This window comes from Neobacillus rhizosphaerae, from assembly GCF_937468385.1.
GTDB lineage: Bacteria > Bacillota > Bacilli > Bacillales > Cytobacillaceae > Neobacillus > Neobacillus rhizosphaerae.
Genome location: NZ_CALBWS010000006.1, coordinates 147,535 through 165,896, shown reverse-complemented (window position 1 = coordinate 165,896; position 18,362 = coordinate 147,535). Strand labels below are relative to the sequence as shown.

The 18,362-nt window shown below is 38.0% G+C and carries 18 protein-coding genes, 2 tRNA genes and 2 other annotated features; of the genes, 14 read left to right on the top strand and 6 right to left on the bottom strand.

Features of this window, described 5'->3' with window-relative positions:
- The first annotated feature begins 439 nt into the window (after window positions 1-439).
- Window positions 440-1,231: a hypothetical protein gene (locus M5A78_RS07540; RefSeq protein WP_248734665.1), complete on the top strand. Its 792-nt coding sequence runs from the start codon at window positions 440-442 to the stop codon at window positions 1,229-1,231.
- 76 nt (window positions 1,232-1,307) lie between these two features.
- Window positions 1,308-2,291, top strand: a complete 984-nt coding sequence (gene dapF / locus M5A78_RS07535) for a diaminopimelate epimerase (protein ID WP_248734664.1) — start codon at window positions 1,308-1,310, stop codon at window positions 2,289-2,291.
- Window positions 2,292-2,299: 8 nt separating this feature from the next.
- Here dapF and M5A78_RS07530 read toward each other — a convergent pair whose 3' ends face one another.
- On the bottom strand, window positions 2,300-4,144 hold the full coding sequence (locus M5A78_RS07530; RefSeq protein ID WP_248734663.1) for a DNA ligase D: 1,845 nt from the start codon (window positions 4,142-4,144) through the stop codon (window positions 2,300-2,302).
- Between the two features lie 130 nt (window positions 4,145-4,274).
- Between M5A78_RS07530 and ku the strand changes: the two genes are divergently transcribed.
- The 3 genes from ku (at window position 4,275) to M5A78_RS07515 (ending at window position 5,979) form a co-directional block, all read left to right on the top strand.
- Window positions 4,275-5,105: a non-homologous end joining protein Ku gene (gene ku / locus M5A78_RS07525; RefSeq protein ID WP_248734662.1), complete on the top strand. Its 831-nt coding sequence runs from the start codon at window positions 4,275-4,277 to the stop codon at window positions 5,103-5,105.
- A 331-nt stretch (window positions 5,106-5,436) separates the two neighbouring features.
- Entirely contained in the window at window positions 5,437-5,637 is a 201-nt protein-coding gene (gene cspD / locus M5A78_RS07520; protein WP_045524040.1) for a cold-shock protein CspD, read from the top strand.
- Between the two features lie 138 nt (window positions 5,638-5,775).
- Window positions 5,776-5,979, top strand: a complete 204-nt coding sequence (locus M5A78_RS07515; protein ID WP_248734661.1) for a cold-shock protein — start codon at window positions 5,776-5,778, stop codon at window positions 5,977-5,979.
- Window positions 5,980-6,020: 41 nt separating this feature from the next.
- Here M5A78_RS07515 and M5A78_RS07510 read toward each other — a convergent pair whose 3' ends face one another.
- Window positions 6,021-6,314 carry a DUF6509 family protein gene (locus M5A78_RS07510; RefSeq protein WP_248734660.1) on the bottom strand — a complete coding sequence of 98 codons (294 nt, stop codon included), beginning with the start codon at window positions 6,312-6,314 and terminating at the stop codon, window positions 6,021-6,023.
- A 243-nt stretch (window positions 6,315-6,557) separates the two neighbouring features.
- Here M5A78_RS07510 and M5A78_RS07505 point away from each other — a divergent pair, with 243 nt between their 5' ends.
- The 4 genes from M5A78_RS07505 to M5A78_RS07490 all read left to right on the top strand — a co-directional run bounded on the left by M5A78_RS07505 (window position 6,558) and on the right by M5A78_RS07490 (window position 11,279).
- The gene (locus M5A78_RS07505) at window positions 6,558-7,241 is read left to right on the top strand and encodes a TorD/DmsD family molecular chaperone (RefSeq protein ID WP_248734659.1); all 684 of its coding nucleotides are present in this window, start codon (window positions 6,558-6,560) and stop codon (window positions 7,239-7,241) included.
- The gene (locus tag M5A78_RS07500; RefSeq protein ID WP_248734658.1) at window positions 7,220-9,613 is read left to right on the top strand and encodes a DMSO/selenate family reductase complex A subunit; all 2,394 of its coding nucleotides are present in this window, start codon (window positions 7,220-7,222) and stop codon (window positions 9,611-9,613) included. Before M5A78_RS07505 ends, M5A78_RS07500 begins: the two co-directional genes overlap by 22 nt.
- Window positions 9,614-9,625: 12 nt before the next feature.
- Complete coding sequence (locus M5A78_RS07495; protein WP_248734657.1) at window positions 9,626-10,213, top strand: DMSO/selenate family reductase complex B subunit; 588 nt, start codon at window positions 9,626-9,628, stop codon at window positions 10,211-10,213.
- 160 nt (window positions 10,214-10,373) lie between these two features.
- On the top strand, window positions 10,374-11,279 hold the full coding sequence (locus tag M5A78_RS07490) for a 4Fe-4S binding protein (RefSeq protein ID WP_248734656.1): 906 nt from the start codon (window positions 10,374-10,376) through the stop codon (window positions 11,277-11,279).
- A gap of 139 nt (window positions 11,280-11,418) precedes the next feature.
- Here the strand turns inward: M5A78_RS07490 and M5A78_RS07485 are convergent.
- The 4 genes from M5A78_RS07485 to M5A78_RS07470 form a co-directional block, all read right to left on the bottom strand.
- Window positions 11,419-11,510: transfer RNA gene (locus M5A78_RS07485), tRNA-Ser, on the bottom strand.
- A 10-nt stretch (window positions 11,511-11,520) separates the two neighbouring features.
- A tRNA-Gly gene (locus tag M5A78_RS07480) sits at window positions 11,521-11,591 on the bottom strand.
- A gap of 161 nt (window positions 11,592-11,752) precedes the next feature.
- On the bottom strand, window positions 11,753-11,869 hold the full coding sequence (locus M5A78_RS07475) for a PTS fructose transporter subunit IIC (RefSeq protein ID WP_248734655.1): 117 nt from the start codon (window positions 11,867-11,869) through the stop codon (window positions 11,753-11,755).
- Between the two features lie 18 nt (window positions 11,870-11,887).
- The gene (locus tag M5A78_RS07470; protein ID WP_264760443.1) at window positions 11,888-13,171 is read right to left on the bottom strand and encodes an MFS transporter; all 1,284 of its coding nucleotides are present in this window, start codon (window positions 13,169-13,171) and stop codon (window positions 11,888-11,890) included.
- A 183-nt stretch (window positions 13,172-13,354) separates the two neighbouring features.
- Window positions 13,355-13,604 (top strand) — a binding site (T-box leader).
- Between the two features lie 36 nt (window positions 13,605-13,640).
- Window positions 13,641-13,889, top strand: a binding site (T-box leader).
- Between the two features lie 62 nt (window positions 13,890-13,951).
- Here M5A78_RS07470 and trpE point away from each other — a divergent pair.
- From trpE to M5A78_RS07445, 5 genes are read left to right on the top strand one after another with little or no spacing between them, the layout of a single operon-like run.
- Window positions 13,952-15,355 carry an anthranilate synthase component I gene (gene trpE / locus M5A78_RS07465; RefSeq protein WP_248734654.1) on the top strand — a complete coding sequence of 468 codons (1,404 nt, stop codon included), beginning with the start codon at window positions 13,952-13,954 and terminating at the stop codon, window positions 15,353-15,355.
- Window positions 15,339-15,950 carry an anthranilate synthase component II gene (locus M5A78_RS07460; protein ID WP_248734653.1) on the top strand — a complete coding sequence of 204 codons (612 nt, stop codon included), beginning with the start codon at window positions 15,339-15,341 and terminating at the stop codon, window positions 15,948-15,950. The genes trpE and M5A78_RS07460 overlap by 17 nt, the downstream gene beginning before the upstream one ends.
- On the top strand, window positions 15,922-16,947 hold the full coding sequence (gene trpD / locus M5A78_RS07455) for an anthranilate phosphoribosyltransferase (RefSeq protein WP_248734652.1): 1,026 nt from the start codon (window positions 15,922-15,924) through the stop codon (window positions 16,945-16,947). The genes M5A78_RS07460 and trpD overlap by 29 nt, the downstream gene beginning before the upstream one ends.
- On the top strand, window positions 16,948-17,739 hold the full coding sequence (gene trpC / locus M5A78_RS07450) for an indole-3-glycerol phosphate synthase TrpC (RefSeq protein WP_248734651.1): 792 nt from the start codon (window positions 16,948-16,950) through the stop codon (window positions 17,737-17,739).
- Window positions 17,736-18,344 carry a phosphoribosylanthranilate isomerase gene (locus M5A78_RS07445; RefSeq protein ID WP_248734650.1) on the top strand — a complete coding sequence of 203 codons (609 nt, stop codon included), beginning with the start codon at window positions 17,736-17,738 and terminating at the stop codon, window positions 18,342-18,344. The genes trpC and M5A78_RS07445 overlap by 4 nt, the downstream gene beginning before the upstream one ends.
- Window positions 18,345-18,362 lie beyond the last annotated feature (18 nt).

Sequence of the window (18,362 nt, the reverse complement as noted above, 5' to 3'; positions counted from 1 at the left end):
CGGAGCGCCGCAAAAATGAATCACTTTAACCAGTTAAAGTGAAATACCCATTTCACTAGACGAAAGATGTGAAGTCTAGCTCTGCTCTCACCGCCTTTATTAGGTGACTACGGCTTGTTCTATAAATTTATTTCCATGGTAGGGTTGGGAGTTGAGGCTCATGATAGTTTTTTTGGAAAAGGGGCGGAGCTTCGCATAAATGAATCACTATGTCGAATCTTATCGTAAAAATATCTATTATTTTCTTTGGAAAGGTAAAGCTAAGCTTGCTCTGCTCCCACCACATTTATTATGTTGGTGTACTAATCATAAACAGTCTATTTTCGATGAGTGGGTAGGTGGTGAACCCAAGTCGGTTTCTAGTTGAAAATTCTTCTATCATTTTTTTCCTACATAGTAAATAAACTAGTATAAGAGGAATAGATAAGGAGTTTTCTAGATGAAAATCAACGATTATTACTATGATTCAGCGAATATTAGCTTAAATGAGAGTATTGCTGCATTAATTCCAGCCAGCATGATTATTATTGGAAATCTTTCTTTTTTTAAAAGTCAAGAATTTATGTTATGGACGATACCATTTATAACTTATAGTTTTATTAGCTTCCATTTCTATCTTTTTAGAATGAAACAGTCGATTTTGAGTGCTAAGAATATGACGAATGATAAAAATGAAGGTTATCATCACTCACTATTTACGACCCGCCATCTTTTATTGTGTTACATGAATACCCCCTCACCCAGCTTGCTGCTCTACTTTACAGACGGAAATTTGGCAGGAAGGATAAGTAAGTACCGTAGGAAGGGGCTAAACGGATTACGACCTTCCAAAATGTTTGCTCTCTACAATTCAAAAGATGAAGCCATGGGTTTCTTTGAAATAAAGGGAAAAAAAACAATCAAAATTGGCGTATTCGATAAAGAGAGAACCTTCTTGGGTTGCTTGGAGAAAAAGAAACTTTCTTGGCGGAAAAACAAAAAAGAATTGCTGGATGTAGCGGGGAGCTACATTGGTGCTGTGGAAGGGTCTGCCGTATTTATGGATGAGCAGGTATTGAATTCGGAGGATATGCAGGAGGGGCGACTGCGCAGAGGATGGATGCCTATAGAATGGGGCCTTCGTTTTCCAGAGCCCAATACACCGGTACTCTCATTTAAAGGAACTTTATCAGAAAGGGACAAGCTTTTGAGAATGTCATTTTTAATAAATGAATTCTTTATCGAAAGGTAAAAGTTTGTACGGTTTTCATCATGAATAATGTTTGATATGATATAAGGAAATTGACATCTCTTGTGGGGGTTTTATTGTGCAGATTGACTTAATTAAAGGCCATGGCTCTGGAAATGATTTTCTTCTAATCGATGAAATTTCCAATGCTTATTCTTTCACAGAAAAGGAAAGGGCGGAACTTGCCCGTTTGTTATGCAATCGTAATACTGAATTAGGAGCAGATGGGATTTTATTTGTGATGAAGAGTCAGCACGCTGATGGAAGAATGCGGGTATTTAATGCCGACGGGTCTGAGGCTTCGATGTGCGGAAATGGACTTCGGCTGGTCGCACGATATATTTGTGAATTATATGGACTGAATGAAGCTGTAATTGAAACCATGAAGGCTAATCTTAAGGTTAGTAAACAAGCAGACCTCCTTCAGGATATCCACACCTATCAAGTAGAAATTTCTCCGGTGCTATTTGAATTAAAGACCTTGCCATTAAATTTAAACCAGCCAACGCTTTATAACGAGAGGATTAAGGAACTGTCAGATGAGTTAACATTTACGGCACTTGCCGTTCCCAACCCGCATTTAATCACGATTGTGGAGACGGAACAACTTCAAAGTGATATTCAAAAACAACTTAGTGAAAAAGTAAATGGACCCAATGAGTTATTTCCGGATGGTGTGAATGTTAGTTTTGTAAAACCATTACAACCTGGAGCAATTTATGTACGAACTTTTGAACGGGGTGTTGGATTTACAAATGCTTGCGGTACAGCAATGTCAGCATCCTCACTCGTTACTTGCTTACTAGAATTAAATGAATTTGAGAAAACCATTAATGTATATAATAATGGCGGAAAAGTACAATGCGTTGTTCATCAAATTGCGGGGGAATATAAGATTGACCTAATTGGAAACGCTACTTATCTTTACGAAGCAGCGGTAGAGATAAATCTTAAAGGTGAATTATTTACAATATCCTCCAAAAAAGACTTAATGGAGCAACACTCATATGAAAAGCTACAAGAGGTGGCACAACAAGTAATAACAAAAACGTTGAAAGGATAAGGTTCCCCTTATCCTTTTTTTATTGAATCCTTTTTTAAAACTTCAAGGACCGGTGCAAAGGGTTGAATTTGTTTTGTTTGAAAATAATTCCTAAATGGATCTCCCTGTTTCCGAAGTCGATTTAATGCACTTTCCATGTTAAATGCAACAGAAGTGAGTTTTTCATCAACCTCTTCCCAATAAAGTGGTGTAGCAACTCCTGCATGTTCATTCCCACGCATAGAATAGGGGGCAACAATCGTCTTCCCTTCTCCATGTTGTACATAATCAACATAAAGCCTTTTTCCTCGGTTTTTTTTCATTCTCTCAATGGTAAAGGAGTCAGGGGCCTGTGAAATTAAGTATTCGGCGATAAAGGTCGTAAACAGTCTTGTATCCTCGTAGGAGTATTCTCCTTCAGGCAAAGGTAGGTAAATTTGCAGTCCTTTATTACCTGACGTTTTAATAAAGCCGATCAAATTTAAATGATTGAACACTTCTTTTATTAATAATGCAGCTTTGACAGCCAAATGGAACGCATCCTTTGATGGTGGATCCAAATCGAAGACAATTTCACTAGGTCCCTTGCTGTGTATCGTTTGAAAGGGAATATGAAATTCAATCGCTAATTGGTTTCCCAGCCAAATGAGGGTTTTTAGATTGTTACAGAGAATATAATCAATATCATCAACTAAATGTGTGTGGACAAACTCCGGTGCATAAGCTGGACAGTTTTTTTGATAAAATGCCTCTCCGAACATCCCATGTGGATAGCGAATGACCGTTAGCAAGCGATTCTCTAAAAAAGGGAGCATATACGGAGAAACTTCACGTAAGTAAAGGATGAAATCAGTTTTCTGGATATTATGATTTTCCCAGAGTGGTTTATCTGGGTGGGATATAGGTAAATCTGCTGGTAAATTTTTTTGTTGAAAAATAAATTGTTCATATGTGCATTCCCTCGGTTCTAAATCGAATCGGAAGCGGTCAAAATGTGGTTCGCGGAGCTGATGATCAAATAATTCCAAATATTTCACTTCTAGACAAATAGAGGGCTCCATATTAATAAATTGTGTATCTTCACTAAGAATATTTTGTTTAATCGTTTGCTGAAGGGCCTGTTTTTCTTCCGGTTTAAAACCAAAAAGAACTTGCCCAACCACATGAATGATGTTTTTCTTATACAGGCCAACATAAAAATATCCATTGGTTTTATCGAATGAAGTGACAAAACAGCTAACATATTTCCAATTTTTGTATTTCAACCATTGTAAGGAACGTTTCCCTTCCTCCCAAAAACTATTTTGATATTTGGCAATGATACCTTCTCCATCATATAACACAACATTTTCCCATAATTCATTAAAATCTTCATTGGGAAAAACAAGCTGTAGCAATTGAGCATTATTGGGATTGGCATCTAATCCTAAACCGATATTTTGAAATAATTGAATCAGCTTATCTTTTCGCCGCTGATAGGGAAGGGAACATATGGTTTCCCCTTTTACCATTAGAACATCAAAAACCATCAACCGGCAAGGAGATCTCTCTGCTTGTTCCGTGATTTTTTTCGCTGCCTTTAGACGGCCACGCACTTGAATGGCGGAAAAATTAGCTTTATAAGGGTTTTCCAAAGAAACAAGCTCACCATCCAACTCGAGTGGTAAAAAAGGTTTGATTTGCTTTTCATATTTTAACAAAAATTCCTTGATTTCCGGAAATTGTGGAATAAGTGGTTTACCATTTCTGCTCGTTAACTCAATTCCGTTATCATTCCAGTCCAGTATTGCTCGGAATCCATCATATTTAACTTCGTAAAGCCAATTGGGACGTACAGGAAGTTCAAAGGTTAAACTTGGTAGCATTGGCTTCATTACTTTTATTCCTTTCCTTTTTATCTTTATTTTGCTTAAAGATGGACATTTTCATCCTTTTCCAGTTGTTTTAATGAATGTCCTTTATTAGGAGACACAAAATAATAACAAAAAGAATGGAGAATACTCTATGCACACGATGTGGAAAGGCAGTATTAGCTTTGGGCTTGTTAACATTCCTATCAAGCTTCATACAGCAACAGAAGATAAGGATATTAAGTTGCGCACTCTTCATAACAAATGCCACGCTCCGATTAAATATGAAAAGATTTGCACTGTTTGTGAGGAGGAAGTAAAACCTGAGGAAATCGTTAAGGCATATGAATACACAAAAGGAAAATTTGTGGTCCTTGATAACGATGACCTCGAAAAACTAAGAAGGGAAAACGAGGAAAAAGCAGTTGAAATCATCGATTTTGTTAAAATTGAACAAATCGATCCCATTTATTTTGAGCGAAGCTATTATATGTCACCGAATGAAGGTGGTAGTAAGGCCTATTCATTATTACGAAAGGCTTTACAGGAATCACAAAAAGTGGGACTTGCTAAAATTGTCATTCGCTCTAAAGAGCAATTGGCCGTCATTCGTGTTTATGAGAATACATTGGTTTTGGAAACTATTCATTTTCCAGACGAAGTCCGCAAGGCTGGTGACGTACCGAATGTCCCATCAGAAGATAAAGTGACAAAAAAAGAATTAGACACTGCAATTTTGCTTATTGACCAATTGACCTCAGAATTCGAGCCTGATAAATATACGGATGAATATCGTTCTGCCTTGCTAGAATTAATTGAATCGAAACGAAACGGGAAAGAAACGGTAACGGCGACGACGAGGGATATTCCTTCAAATGTCACTGATTTAATGGCTGCACTAAAAGCATCGATAGATCGGACAAAACCCAAAAAAGGTGGAGCGCAAAAAAAGAAGCCAGAACCAAAGATAAAGAAAGAAGCATGAAAAAGAAAGCCGATTCGGACTGTTGAATTGGCTTTCTTAATTTTCAAAAAGAAAAGTTCCCATATGTGAAACTCAAAAGGCTTCATTTCTTCTCGAATGTAATACAAGATATTTTCAGTATTTCCTAGTTTTAGAAATTTGTTTGACTAAACAGGTTTATTAAGATAAAATAGAGGTACGCTTTAATGTTCGTTAAATATTTATGGTTTTAGTAGTCGTAACTGCACGAACAGTGGGTGATGCCTATTGCCCAATAGTGCAAGTACGCCTTTTTTATTATTTTAAATGTAAGATAAACTTAAAGTGAACACATTTTTTTGGGGGTAATTCCATGAATAACGGTAAAGTTAAATGGTTTAATGCAGAAAAAGGTTTCGGATTTATTGAAGCTGAAGGCGGTCAAGATGTATTCGTACACTTCTCAGCAATCCAATCAGAAGGTTTCAAAACTTTAGAAGAGGGCCAATCGGTTTCTTTTGAAATCGTTGAAGGCGCTCGTGGACCACAAGCTTCTAACGTTAAAGCAGTATAATTCTGTTAAAAAATAAAGGTGATGCATTCGAATAGGGCATCACCTTTTTATCTATATATATCACTAGAAACATAGTTTTTGAGGTAGATACAAAGTGTTCAAAAACAGTCATGCACTAAGTACAAGGGGTGATTAGTTTTGGCGTTTGGCAGAAAAAATGATGAAGAAATTAAATTAGAAGAAACAAAAATTTGGGTATGTTCTTCAGATAATTGTAAATGCTGGATTCGCGATAATTTTAAGAGCAGTGAAGTGCCCCTATGTCCAATATGCAAAAGTGAAATGAGTCAAACCACAAAAGAGCTTCAGGTAATTCATAACCATAGTAAGAATTTTATGTAATCATTTTGAAAAGCAGGAGGAGGAAATGTCTCCTGCTTTTTTTATTCTTCCAAATGTTCCTTGCAAAAATTTAAGACCAATTCTTCTTCGACCTCTTCAAGGGCAAAGTCTAACACTTTTTCAGTTCCTTTTTCAAAAAAATGATACTGAGAAATTCTTTGTCCATTCTCATCGCTTACAAAAATTATTTTTATTCCAACACCTTTATCAGAATAGAGCTCATCCTCTTCATCTACATCAAGTTCAAGGAAAAATTCATAGCGGTCACCAGATAATAATCCAAATGGATCTTCAAGTTTCTCAACTAAATGGTTAGTAATGTTCAAGCTGATCATCCTTTATATATTATTTTATCGTCTTATTATACACTCTTTTTGTGTTCTGAGAAAAATTAGAACAAATTATCCATCTTTTTGTCTGATTTTGTCACCTTAATTTGAAAATAATGTGAATAAATACACAAAGTAGATAACAATTTTGGGAGAATGCGGTAATATGAATATGTAATATAGATATAAAGTAGGTGAAAAAATATTTGAATATTTATGTGAAATAATTCACAAACAGGAGAGTGCGATATGACTTCTACGACAGAATCTATACATATCCAATTACAGTCGTTTTTGTTATCGAGAAAAAAATGTTATCAACTGTTACACTTGTTATTTTTTGTGCCAGAAAAATTAGAAACATTATTTGAAATTCAAAGGGATAACACTTTCGAAGAATTAGGGGAATTCCATGAAGGGGGGAAAATCCTTCATGACTTTTTTAAACACCTGTCTACTGAGCAAATCAAAAGGGAGAAGGAAGAGTACCAAAGGCTTTTCATAGGACCAGGACCATTAGTTGCACCTCCATGGGAATCGTACTACAGGAGTAAGGAACATCTGCTTTTTGAAGAATGGACCTATCAAGTCAGGGAGCAATACCATCGATTTGGTCTCCAATATAGGAAGGAAAACAATGAACCTGACGACCATCTATTACTTGAACTGGAATTTATGATCTATCTTTCAGATTTATGTTTGCATGAACCTACGGAAGAAAAGATAGAAAAATTGCTTACCACCCAGATTAGCTTTCTAGAAGAACATTTAATCATCTGGATTCCATTTTTTTGTGAAAGAGTAATTGAAAATACGAATAGTCAATTATATTTAGGAGCTGCCATGCTTCTTGAAGATTTTTTGAGCTTTGACCTGGAATCATTAGTTGAAGTAAGGGAGGGCACAAGAATATGTCTGAAAAAAATCCATTAAAGAATTTGTTAGCCAATAAAATGCAACGACGTACGTTTTTAAAATGGTCAGGGGCAATTGGTTTACCAGTAATTGCAGGTGGAATCGGAACAAAGATGCTCATTGATCGTAAAGAAGAGGCAAAGGTAGTAGTGGCAAAAGATAGTGAGAAAATTATTTCAACCTGTAGCATTAATAACTGCGGTGGGCGCTGTGTCATCAAGGCGCATGTAAAAGATGGAGTGGTTGTACGTGTAAGTACTGACACACAAGCAGGCGGCGACTTTGCAACACCTCCTTTAAGGGCGTGTGTCAGAGGACGAAACTATCGTAACATGCTTTACCATCCAGATCGTTTAAAGTATCCAATGAAACGGGTGGGGAAACGAGGAGAAGGGAAGTTTAAAAGGATTTCATGGGAAGAGGCAATAGAGACAATTGCTTCTGAAGTGAAACGAATCGGTGATAAATATGGGCCAGAATCACGTTATGTAAACTATGCCTCCGGTCAAAGCTGGGGATTACATGGAGGAAAAAATGCGGCTAGGAAACTATTATCGCTAACAGGAGGCTATTTAAATTACCGTAATGATTATAGTTCAGGAGCAGGAAATGTGGCGACTCCCTATACCTATGGAACGAATAACTCAGGGAGCAGCTTTGATACCCTGTTACATTCAAAGCTTATTATTTTATGGGGACAAAACCCTTCAGAAATGATATTTTCTACCCCATATAGGGAATATTTAATGCAGGCAAAGAAAAATGGCGCTAAAATTATCGTCATTGACCCGCGGTATACAGATACGGCCATCGCATTTGCGGATGAGTGGATTCCCATACTCCCAACGACTGATAATGCCATGATGGATGCTATGGGATATGTAATCATTACAGAGAAACTACAAGACCAGGCATTCCTAGATAAATACTGTATCGGTTTTGATGGTGAACATATGCCTGATGGAGTAGCCAAGCAGGAATCTCTGAAAAGCTATTTACTCGGGGAAAAGGATGGTACTCCAAAAACACCGGAATGGGCTGAAAAAATTTGCCGCGTACCAGCAGAGAAAATCCGTGAAATTGCTCGCGAGTACGCCAAAACTAAGCAAGCCGCTCTTATTCAAGGCTGGGCGGCACAGCGGCAAGCTTACGGTGAGCAATTCATGCGCGGAGGAGCACAGCTGGCCTGTCTGACAGGAAACGTTGGAAAGCTTGGCGGCTGGGGAGCTGGGACTGGTTATTGGAACCGATCGAATATAGTATTTCCATTTTCCTATGAAAATCCAGTAAAAGCTTCTATTCCATGTTTTCTTTGGACACAAGCAGTGGAAAAAGGAACAGAAATGACAGCAGCAGACGGTCTAGAAGGAACAGACAAGTTAAAAACCAATATAAAATTAATCTTTAATATGGCAGGGAATATGCTTATTAATCAGCACTCAGACATTAATAAGACGACCAAGCTTCTTGAGGATGAGAGCAAAGTAGAATTTATTGTGGTAAGTGATATTTTTATGACCCCTAGTGCAAAGTATGCTGACATTTTATTGCCTGGTACAACCTTTTTTGAGCGCTATGATATTGGTGTGCCATGGTGTTTTGGAGATTATGTTGTTTTTGGGGAAAAAACAATTGATCCACTGTATGAATGCCGTAATGAATATGATGTATTTGCTGAGGTAGCAGATAAATTAGGGGTAAAAGAAAAATATACTGAGGGAAGAACCATCCTCGACTTGGTTAAAGAAAGCGTGGAAAGAACAAGGAAAGAGATAGATCCTAACTTCCCGACATTTGAGGAATTCCGTAAACAGGGGGTTCATCATTTTAAATATGATTCACCACTGATCGGATTTAAAGACCAAATAGATGACATCGAGAAAAAACCGTTTGAAACACCTTCAGGAAAAATTGAATTATTTTCAAAGGCTTTATGGGATATGGACCAGCATGATGAAATACCGGCTATTGCAAAGTATATTCCTTCATGGGAAGGACCGGAAGATCCACTAAAAGAGAAGTATCCTTTACAGCTCATTGGCTGGCATTACAAACGGAGATGTCATTCTACCTATGACAACCAGTCATGGCTTGAGGAAGCAGCAAAGCAGGAAATGTGGCTGAACCCGAAGGATGCCGAGAAACGGGGCATAAAAAATGGTGACCGTGCACAGGTCTTTAATGATCGTGGTTCGTTAATGATTGATGTGAAAGTAACGCCGCGTATTACTCCTGGTGTAGCTGGAATACCACAGGGTGCATGGTACACACCAGATAAAGACGGACTAGATCAACGAGGATCCCTTAATGTCCTAACATCTCAGCGGCCAACACCTCTTGCAAAATCAAATCCGCAACAGACAAACCTTGTTGAAGTGAAAAAAGCTTAAGGAGTGAGGAGTTTGGCTCAGTTAGGGTTTTATATTAATCAAAGTCTTTGCACCGGCTGTAAGGCCTGTAGTGTTGCTTGTAAGGATAGAAATAATCTCGATGTGGGTGTGAATTTTCGAAGAGTGTATACCTATGAGGAAGGGGGTTTCATCCAGCAGCCGTCTAGCGGAATTGTTCATAACATTAAATCCTTTTATTTTACGATCGCCTGTAATCATTGTACCAAACCAAAATGTATTCCCAGCTGCCCTACCGGAGCGATTGTAAAGAATAAAGAAAATGGTGTCGTTACGATTGATCAAGAAATTTGTGCAGGGGCGCAGCTTTGCGTTATGGCATGTCCATATGGGGCACCGCAATATAATAAAAAGAAGTTTAAATCGAATAAATGTGATTTTTGCATGGAACTTCAAGAGAAGGGAGAGGAACCGGTGTGTGTTTCAACATGTCCAATGAGGGCTATAGACTTTGGACCAGTTGAGGAATTAAAGAGAAAATATGGAAGTGTAAGTCAAATCAAAGGGATGCCGAGCAATTCGATTACACAACCCAATATCGTCATTACGCCCCACAGGGATGCGAAATTGTCCAGTTCTTAAGGTGAAACTTCAATCCGTGGGGGCTTCATTCCCCACTAAACCTTCATGCAAGAGTAAAGCCTTGAAGTGAAGGTCTAACTCACGTAAATGCGGGATAAAATAATCAGCTGTAGTGCCAAAGGGATCATTGGTACCTCGGCTAATCTATCCAGGTGATACTATGTCTTTGATTCTAAATTGGTTAGAAAGTATGCATGCTGATTTGAAAATAACGGATAAATGTTCAAGGAAAAGAAACTATAGGTCCACCTGCACTGTTTGTACGAATGTTTGTAAATATGAAGCAATTTCATGCAATGAAAGAACAATGGAAATAGATTCACAGCGTTGCAATTCCTGTGGAGATTGTATCATTGCCTGCCCCTTGTCAGCTATTAAAGGAAAAGCAGTAACAAGGGAATTTGATCATACTTGTCTCATTTATAGTGAGGCATATACTCCGACGGTAAAGGAATTGTTGATATATAAAAAAAGAGGAATGAACGCCATTCAGATAAAACATAATCCATTGAATGAACAATGGGACTTAGTCCTTGTTGGAACCAATCGGATATTGCTCCAGCTTGGTGAAAAACCGATTGAAATTGTTCAAAAGAGTAATGAGGAGAAGCTTTCGCGGAGAGCCTTATTTTCATCAATACAAACAGAGGGGAAACAGTTAGCTAGAAGTTTGGCTCCGGTTTCGTGGCAAATGGAAGAAGATGAGTGGAATCTGACAAATTATTATCAAGAGTTCCAATTTTATTCAGTAGAAATGGATAAAAATAAATGTACACTATGCATGGCTTGTTTTTCCTTTTGTCCGCAAAAAGTATTTACTTTTTTAGAAACTGCTATCCAGCTACATCATGAAAAATGTGTGAATTGTACTGCCTGCACAGATATTTGTCCAGAAGAGGCCATCCGTATTCGATCTAATATAAAAGAAAAAAGTGACAAGGTAGAAAGCCTTAATACAAAAAAATGCCGGGATTGTGGACAGAAATTTTCTTCTTTTCAGCCAGAAAAAGAGAAATGTCATATTTGTACAAACAGAGATTCTGAATGGTTAAGTCCTTTTGAATAATTTTAAATCAAAAAAAACGCCAGAACCACTGGCGTTTTTTGATTTATAATATAAGAATTTATAACAATTAATAACAATGAACTTCGATAACCGTCTAGCTCCAGCTGCTAGTGGACTTCGCGCTTATCTAACCTATGTATGGAGGAGAAGATGAGATTCGAACTCACGCGACGGTCGCCCGCCCTAGCGCATTTCGAGTGCGCCCCCTTATAACCACTTGGGTACTTCTCCATGTTTATGAAGCGGGTGAGGGGAATCGAACCCCCGCCGTCAGCTTGGGAAGCTGAAATTCTACCATTAAACCACACCCGCAAACCTTGATTAGAACAATAAATATTATAGCATAATAACTTCGAACATGATAGGGAAACTTTGTCTTTTCCTACAAATGCAGAAGCAATACTTTTAAGGGCAAGCATGTCACCTTCCTTTAATAATAAAATACCAGCAACCTAGGATTGCCGGCTGATTTTTTATTTTACTGGTTTCTTTAAGAAACCAATTAATAATGCGGATACGACCGAACCAACTAAGATCGCTAAGGCGTACATCCTTGCACCATTGTCAACTAATGGGACAACACATTGCACAAACCACAGCTCTTAATGTTAATGTTGTCCCTGAGCCTTGGGTTTAATTGCAAATAGAGCCACTATGGCTGCTAAAATACTTAGACTGCTCATGAGGATAAAAATCCAATGGTTTGAAAATTTCATTAGCATAGCAATAATCGGTGGACCTGCTGCGACCCCAATAAACCGCATGGAAGTATAAAACGAGGTGATAGTCCCACGTTCTTTCTTTTCTACTCCATCAGTAATAAGTGTATCAAGACAAGGAAGCCCAATACCAATTCCGATACCACTTATTAAAAACATAGTAATCATATACCATAACTTAATCGAAAACCATAAGGCCCCAATGGAAAGAGCTGTAGCTAGTAATCCGCCAAAGGTTAACCATTTCATTAATACTTTATTTTTTTTAATGATTTTTCCGCCAATAAAAGATGAAAGGCAAAGTGCTCCTAATGGTAACGCTAAAAAGAAGCCCTTTTTAATATCCTTTATACCATATTCTTTTTCGAATATTTCAGAAAGGTAAAACAGTATTCCGAATAGAACGAGCATTAGGGTGCCACCTATAAAAAAGATTGCGTAAAGCCAACGCCCTTTTTCACTAAAGGTATTTTTAACACCATTAAAGAAATCCCTAAATGGGATTGGTTTATTGGAGCTTTTTGGAGATTTTACTAGAAAAATCATCATCATTACAGAAATGGCACAAAAGACTGGAAAAGAAAGAAATGGTAAAAACCAGATAAATCCAGCTAGAAATGCTCCGAAGATGGGACTTAATACCTTTCCAAAGGTATTTGAGGTTTCAATAAGACCCAAACAAACACTAACGTCATCCTCATTTTTAAACATATCACCTACTAATGGAAGTACGATTGGAAAGGCCCCTGCAGCACCCACTCCTTGAAGAGCACGCCCCGCTAATATTACCCAATAAGCACTATCTAATTTCCACGCAGCCCAGCCGGAAATGAGACCGCCAATTCCAGCAATGATAAGACTTGGGATGATGATCTTTTTCCTACCGATATGGTCTGATAAATATCCGGCTATGGGTATTAAAAAAATGGCAACGACTGAATAAACTGTAATAATCATACTTGTCTGTAACGATGTAATGGCTAATTTTTTTTCCAGCGAAGGTAAAATGGGTATTAACATGGAATTTCCTAATGTCATGACTAAAGGAATAGAAGATAGTGAAAGAATTGCCCATTTTTGCTTTGATATCTCTTCGGAACGCTTTTGTCCTGCTTTAGACTGTTTTTTTTGTCTAGCAGGTGTGCTTTTCCATAATTGATCAATATGCTCCATTTTTTCTCTCTATCCCGCTTTCATTTTATTTGTACTGTTAATATTGACTTTTTTTCAAAAAAAAAACTATATGAAGGGAATCCTTTTAATGGCAGGAGAGGTAATAGATTTTTTTGAAAATTCTCAATAAAGACTCTTGACAAGAGGGAGGGGATTTAATAATATTAAAAACAATAAAATGAAGTTAAGGCATTGACGAAGAGTAGTAACTAATACGGAATCTGAAGAGAGCTGATGGTTGGTGCAAATCAGTGATGATGTAATAGTGAATGGACTTCTGAGCTTCCAAACCGAACCTTGTTAAAGATCAGTAGGCTTTGGCGAAACTCTCATCGTTACATGAGACAGATATTAAAAGCTTTTGCTTCGATATCGGTAAAGTGAGCTAAGTTTTAGCTACTAAAGGTGGCACAACGGGTCTTCCGTCCTTTTTGGATGGAGGGCCCTTTTTATTTTCACAACTTAAAACAGCAAATTGTTGAACAAGAGGAGTACACATTTTTATTTCTTTCCAGAGAGCCGGGAAAAGGTGGGAACCCGGTAAGAGAGGATTTGTGGAATGGACTTGTGAGAGGTATCTTGAACAAAAGTAGGGATACACGGAGCTCCACCGTTAAAAGGATAGGATATCGGGTCATAAGCTCTGTATCTGAAAAGAGGAAGCAAGTTCTTTTTGCTTCAAATGGAGGTGGCACCACGATTCAAAATCGTCCTCTATATGCGTAACGCTTGTTATGCATATAGAGGACGATTTTTTTTTATTATGAAAGGGGTAGAGAAATGACGACCAAAATTGATTTTATTATTAAAGAAATGAGCGGAGATATCCACACTCCTATTTCTATTTTGCAAAAGATTAATGGAAAAAAGAAGTTTCTATTGGAAAGCTCTCATAAATTTAATGATTCTGGACGCTACTCCTTTATTGGAGCCGATCCGGCTTTTGAACTTATTTCAACTGGAGATAAGAACGAAATTATCAATCGAAATGGTGAAAAAACGATTTTAACAGGAAATCCAATAGAGATTATAAAGGAGCTTTTGCCTTATATCAATATCGACGAAATGCCTTTTCCGTTCATAGGCGGTGCGGTAGGGTATGCAGGCTATGACATCATCAGGCAGTTGGAAATCATCGGAGAAGAATACCCTAACGGATTATATATGCCTGATGTGCACTTAATGTTTTATGAAGAAATCATTGTTTTTGATCATCTAAAGGAAAAGGTTTTGATTATAGGAATACCACTTTTAAAAGAAAGTAATCTGGAAATTGTTGAAAACAAGGTTAACCAAAGGGTGAAGGAGCTGAAAAGGCCGTACGATTATCATGCAGAGGAATCTTTTTCGCTTTCTGGATTTACCTCGGAAACGACAAAAGAGGCGTTTGTTAAAAATGTAGAAACGGCAAAGGAGCATATTTTTTCCGGTGATATTTTCCAGGTGGTACTTTCAAGGAGGATGAAATCAGCGTTCCAAGGTTCAGCTTTATCCCTTTATCGAATGCATCGGACCAATAATCCCACACCATATATGTTTTATATCGATTTCGAGGCATATACCGTTATTGGCTCCTCTCCTGAAAGTTTAATTAAAACCAGAGGGAGAACGGTAATAGCCAATCCAATCGCTGGGACAAAAAGGAGAGGGAAAAACGAAGCGGAAGATTTTCAGCTTGAAAAAGAATTATTACATGATGAAAAGGAGCTTGCAGAGCATAAAATGCTCGTCGATCTTGGCAGGAATGATCTTGGCAAGGTAAGTGAATTTGGCTCTGTTCAGGTTGAGAGGTATATGGTAGTAGAAAAGTTCCGCCATGTTATGCATCTTGTCTCAGAAATTAGCGGTTGCCTTCAACCTGACAAAACAGCGATTGATGCACTTGCTGCTTGCCTACCTGCAGGAACTGTTTCAGGCGCTCCAAAGGTGAGAGCAATGGAAATTATTAATTCCTTAGAAAAGTCAAAACGTGGCCTTTATTCCGGAGCGATAGGTTATTTATCGATAAACGGAAACATGGATTTTGCACTAGCGATTCGAATGATGATTCTAAAAGAGGGAACAGCCTATATTCAAGCGGGAGCGGGAATTGTTTTTGACTCCAATCCCGAGTCAGAGTACGAGGAAACTGTTAGCAAGTTAAAAGGCTTTTTGGAGGGACCTAAGGATGATTTTACTAATTGATAACTTTGATTCATTTACGTTTAACCTTTATCAGTATCTAGGAGAATTGGGAGAAAAGGTAGTTGTGTATCGAAACAATCAGTTAACGGTGGGTGATATCCATAATTTGAATCCAAAAGCAATCATCCTGTCGCCTGGTCCTGGAAAACCTGAGGATGCGGGAATATGCATTGAATTGATTCAGAGCTTTTACCAACGAATTCCGATTTTAGGAATTTGTCTTGGCCATCAGGCAATTGGTGCAGCTTTTGGCTGCGAAATTAGAAGTGCTCATTTCATTAAGCATGGCAAAACCTCCTTCATTATTCATAAGTACAACCAAATATTTAATGATCTGGTATCACCACTTGAAGTAATGCGCTATCATTCATTGGCAATTGAAAAAAGCACTATACCTGAGGAGCTTGAATGTATCGCTCATTCAATTGATGACAAAGAAGTGATGGCCATTCAACATAATCAATACCCCGTCTTTGGACTGCAATTCCATCCTGAATCCATTGGGACTCCATCTGGAAAACAAATTCTTCAAAATTTTTTATTTGAGTTAGAAAGGAAGGAAACCAATGAAGAACTATTTACTCCAGTTAGCTGAGCAAAAATCATTTTCTGAAAATCAAATGAAGGAAGCGGTTGATTTTATTTTGGGAAAAGAGGTTTCTGAATCGGAAATCGCGGCCTTTTTAATGGGATTGAAATCAAAAGGAGAAACAGTGGATGAAATTGTCGGTATTGTTCGTGCAATGAAAGCAAATTCGCTGACATTCAAGAAAAACTTTGTAAATGTTCTTGATAATTGCGGGACGGGGGGAGATGGTTCATCAAGCTTTAATGTTAGCACAACTTCCGCTTTTGTCATTGCAGGAGCAGGAGTACCCGTCGCCAAGCATGGAAATAGAAGTATCTCAAGTAAAACCGGAAGTGCTGATGTCCTGGAGTACTTAGGGGTGAATCTGAATTTATCAGCTGAAAGTACGGAAGAAATACTTCAAGAAATCGGTGTTGCCTTTTTATTTGCACCCCATGTTCATCCAAATTTAAAAAAGGTTATGACGGTCCGTAAGCAACTCAAAATCCCAACTATTTTTAATTTTATCGGTCCGCTGACAAACCCGATTGAACTAGATTATCAACTTCTTGGGATTTATCGTAGGGATTTATTAAATGTGTTTGCTGAGGTGCTAAAACAACTGGGACGTAAACGAGCAACAGTCATCAATGGGGCTGGCTTTATGGATGAAGCTTCACTTCAAGGGGAAAACCATTTTATCATTTTGGACAATGGAATGATTACCAATCATTCCTTCTATCCGGAAGAGGCAGGCCTACCGCAGTATAAAAATAGTTGTATTAAAGGTGGCGATGCCAAGGAAAATGCCGAAATATTGGTAAACGTTTTGAAAGGGAAAAAAGGTGCTTATCGGGACACAGTACTGCTCAATGCTGGAATCGGAATTTTCACTGCAGGAAAAGCCAACACAATAAAAGTCGGCATTCAAGCAGCTAAGGAAATCATTGATTCAGGAGCAGCTTATGAAAAATTAACGTCCTTAATTGAAAAATCCCAAGCTGGGCAAATGGAGGCGATATAAATGGGAACGATCCTTGAGCAAATCCTTGAACATAAAAAGCAAGAAGTAGATCATCTTCGAGAAAGAAAGAATTTCATCCCAGAAAGCCAATATAAAAGACATTCCTTTATAAAAAAACTACAAACAACTGATGAATTATCAATTATTGCCGAATTCAAACGGGCTTCACCCTCAAAAGGAACGATAAATAATGTTGTGAATCCAGGTGTGCAAGCATCTGCTTACGAAAAATTTGGAGCAAGTGCGATATCTGTTTTGACTGATCAAACTTTTTTTAAAGGATCATTTTCCGATTTAAAGGCAGTTCGTGAGGCTGTTGAACTACCTCTTCTATGCAAGGACTTTATTATTGATCCACTGCAAATCAAGCAGGCAGCATCATATGGAGCCGATTTAATTCTATTAATTGCAGCAGCGTTGGATGAAATGAGATTACATGAACTTTATCAATATGCTAAGGGTATGGGATTGGAGATATTGGTGGAAATCCATAATCAGAAGGAGCTAGAAAAGGCCATTAAGATTGGTGCGGAGCTGATTGGCATTAATAATAGAGACCTGAAAACCTTTCAGGTTTCACTTGGTGTGACAGAAAAATTAGCTGCTGAGGTAAAAAACAGTGGGGCCTTTTTGATTAGTGAAAGTGGAATTCATCATCAGGAAGATGTAAAAAGAGTTAGAAATGCAGGCGCAAATGGAATTTTAGTTGGTGAAGCCTTTATGAAGAGTTCTGATATAAATCAAACCTTTGTCGATTTTCGCCTCCCTATAAATGAAGGTGCAAAACGATGAAGGTAAAGATTTGTGGGATAACGGATGTTGACACTGGGGTTGCTGCTGTAGAATACGGTGCAGATGCCCTCGGGTTTGTGTTTGCGGAAAGTAAGAGAAAAGTATCTCCGGAAAAGGCAAAAGAAGTTGTTTCTCATTTACCTGTAGAAGTGATCAAGGTTGGCGTTTTTGTAAACGAGACCAGGGACGAAATAGAAAGGATTGCTGCTATTGTTGGTCTAACTCATATCCAATTACATGGAGATGAAACAGCGTTTTTCAGTGAGACTATATCCTTACCGATAATCAAAGCGATCAGCTTTAATAGCAATGAAGCCTTAGCACTTTATAATCAATTTCCTTGTGAGTATCTACTACTAGACGGTCCGAAAGGAAAATACAGGGGCGGAAATGGAAAGGCATTTGATTGGATGGATGTGAATACTAGCCTTATTAAGGGGGGGGAAATCATCCTTGCTGGAGGATTAGATGTAGATAATGTTGAGACAGCCATCAAAACCATCAGCCCATTTATGGTAGATGTAAGTTCAGGAGTAGAAACAAATGGGGTAAAAGATGTAAAAAAAATAAAGGCATTTATCGAAAAGGCTAAAGGCGTCATTTAGATTAGGAGGAGAACGGCG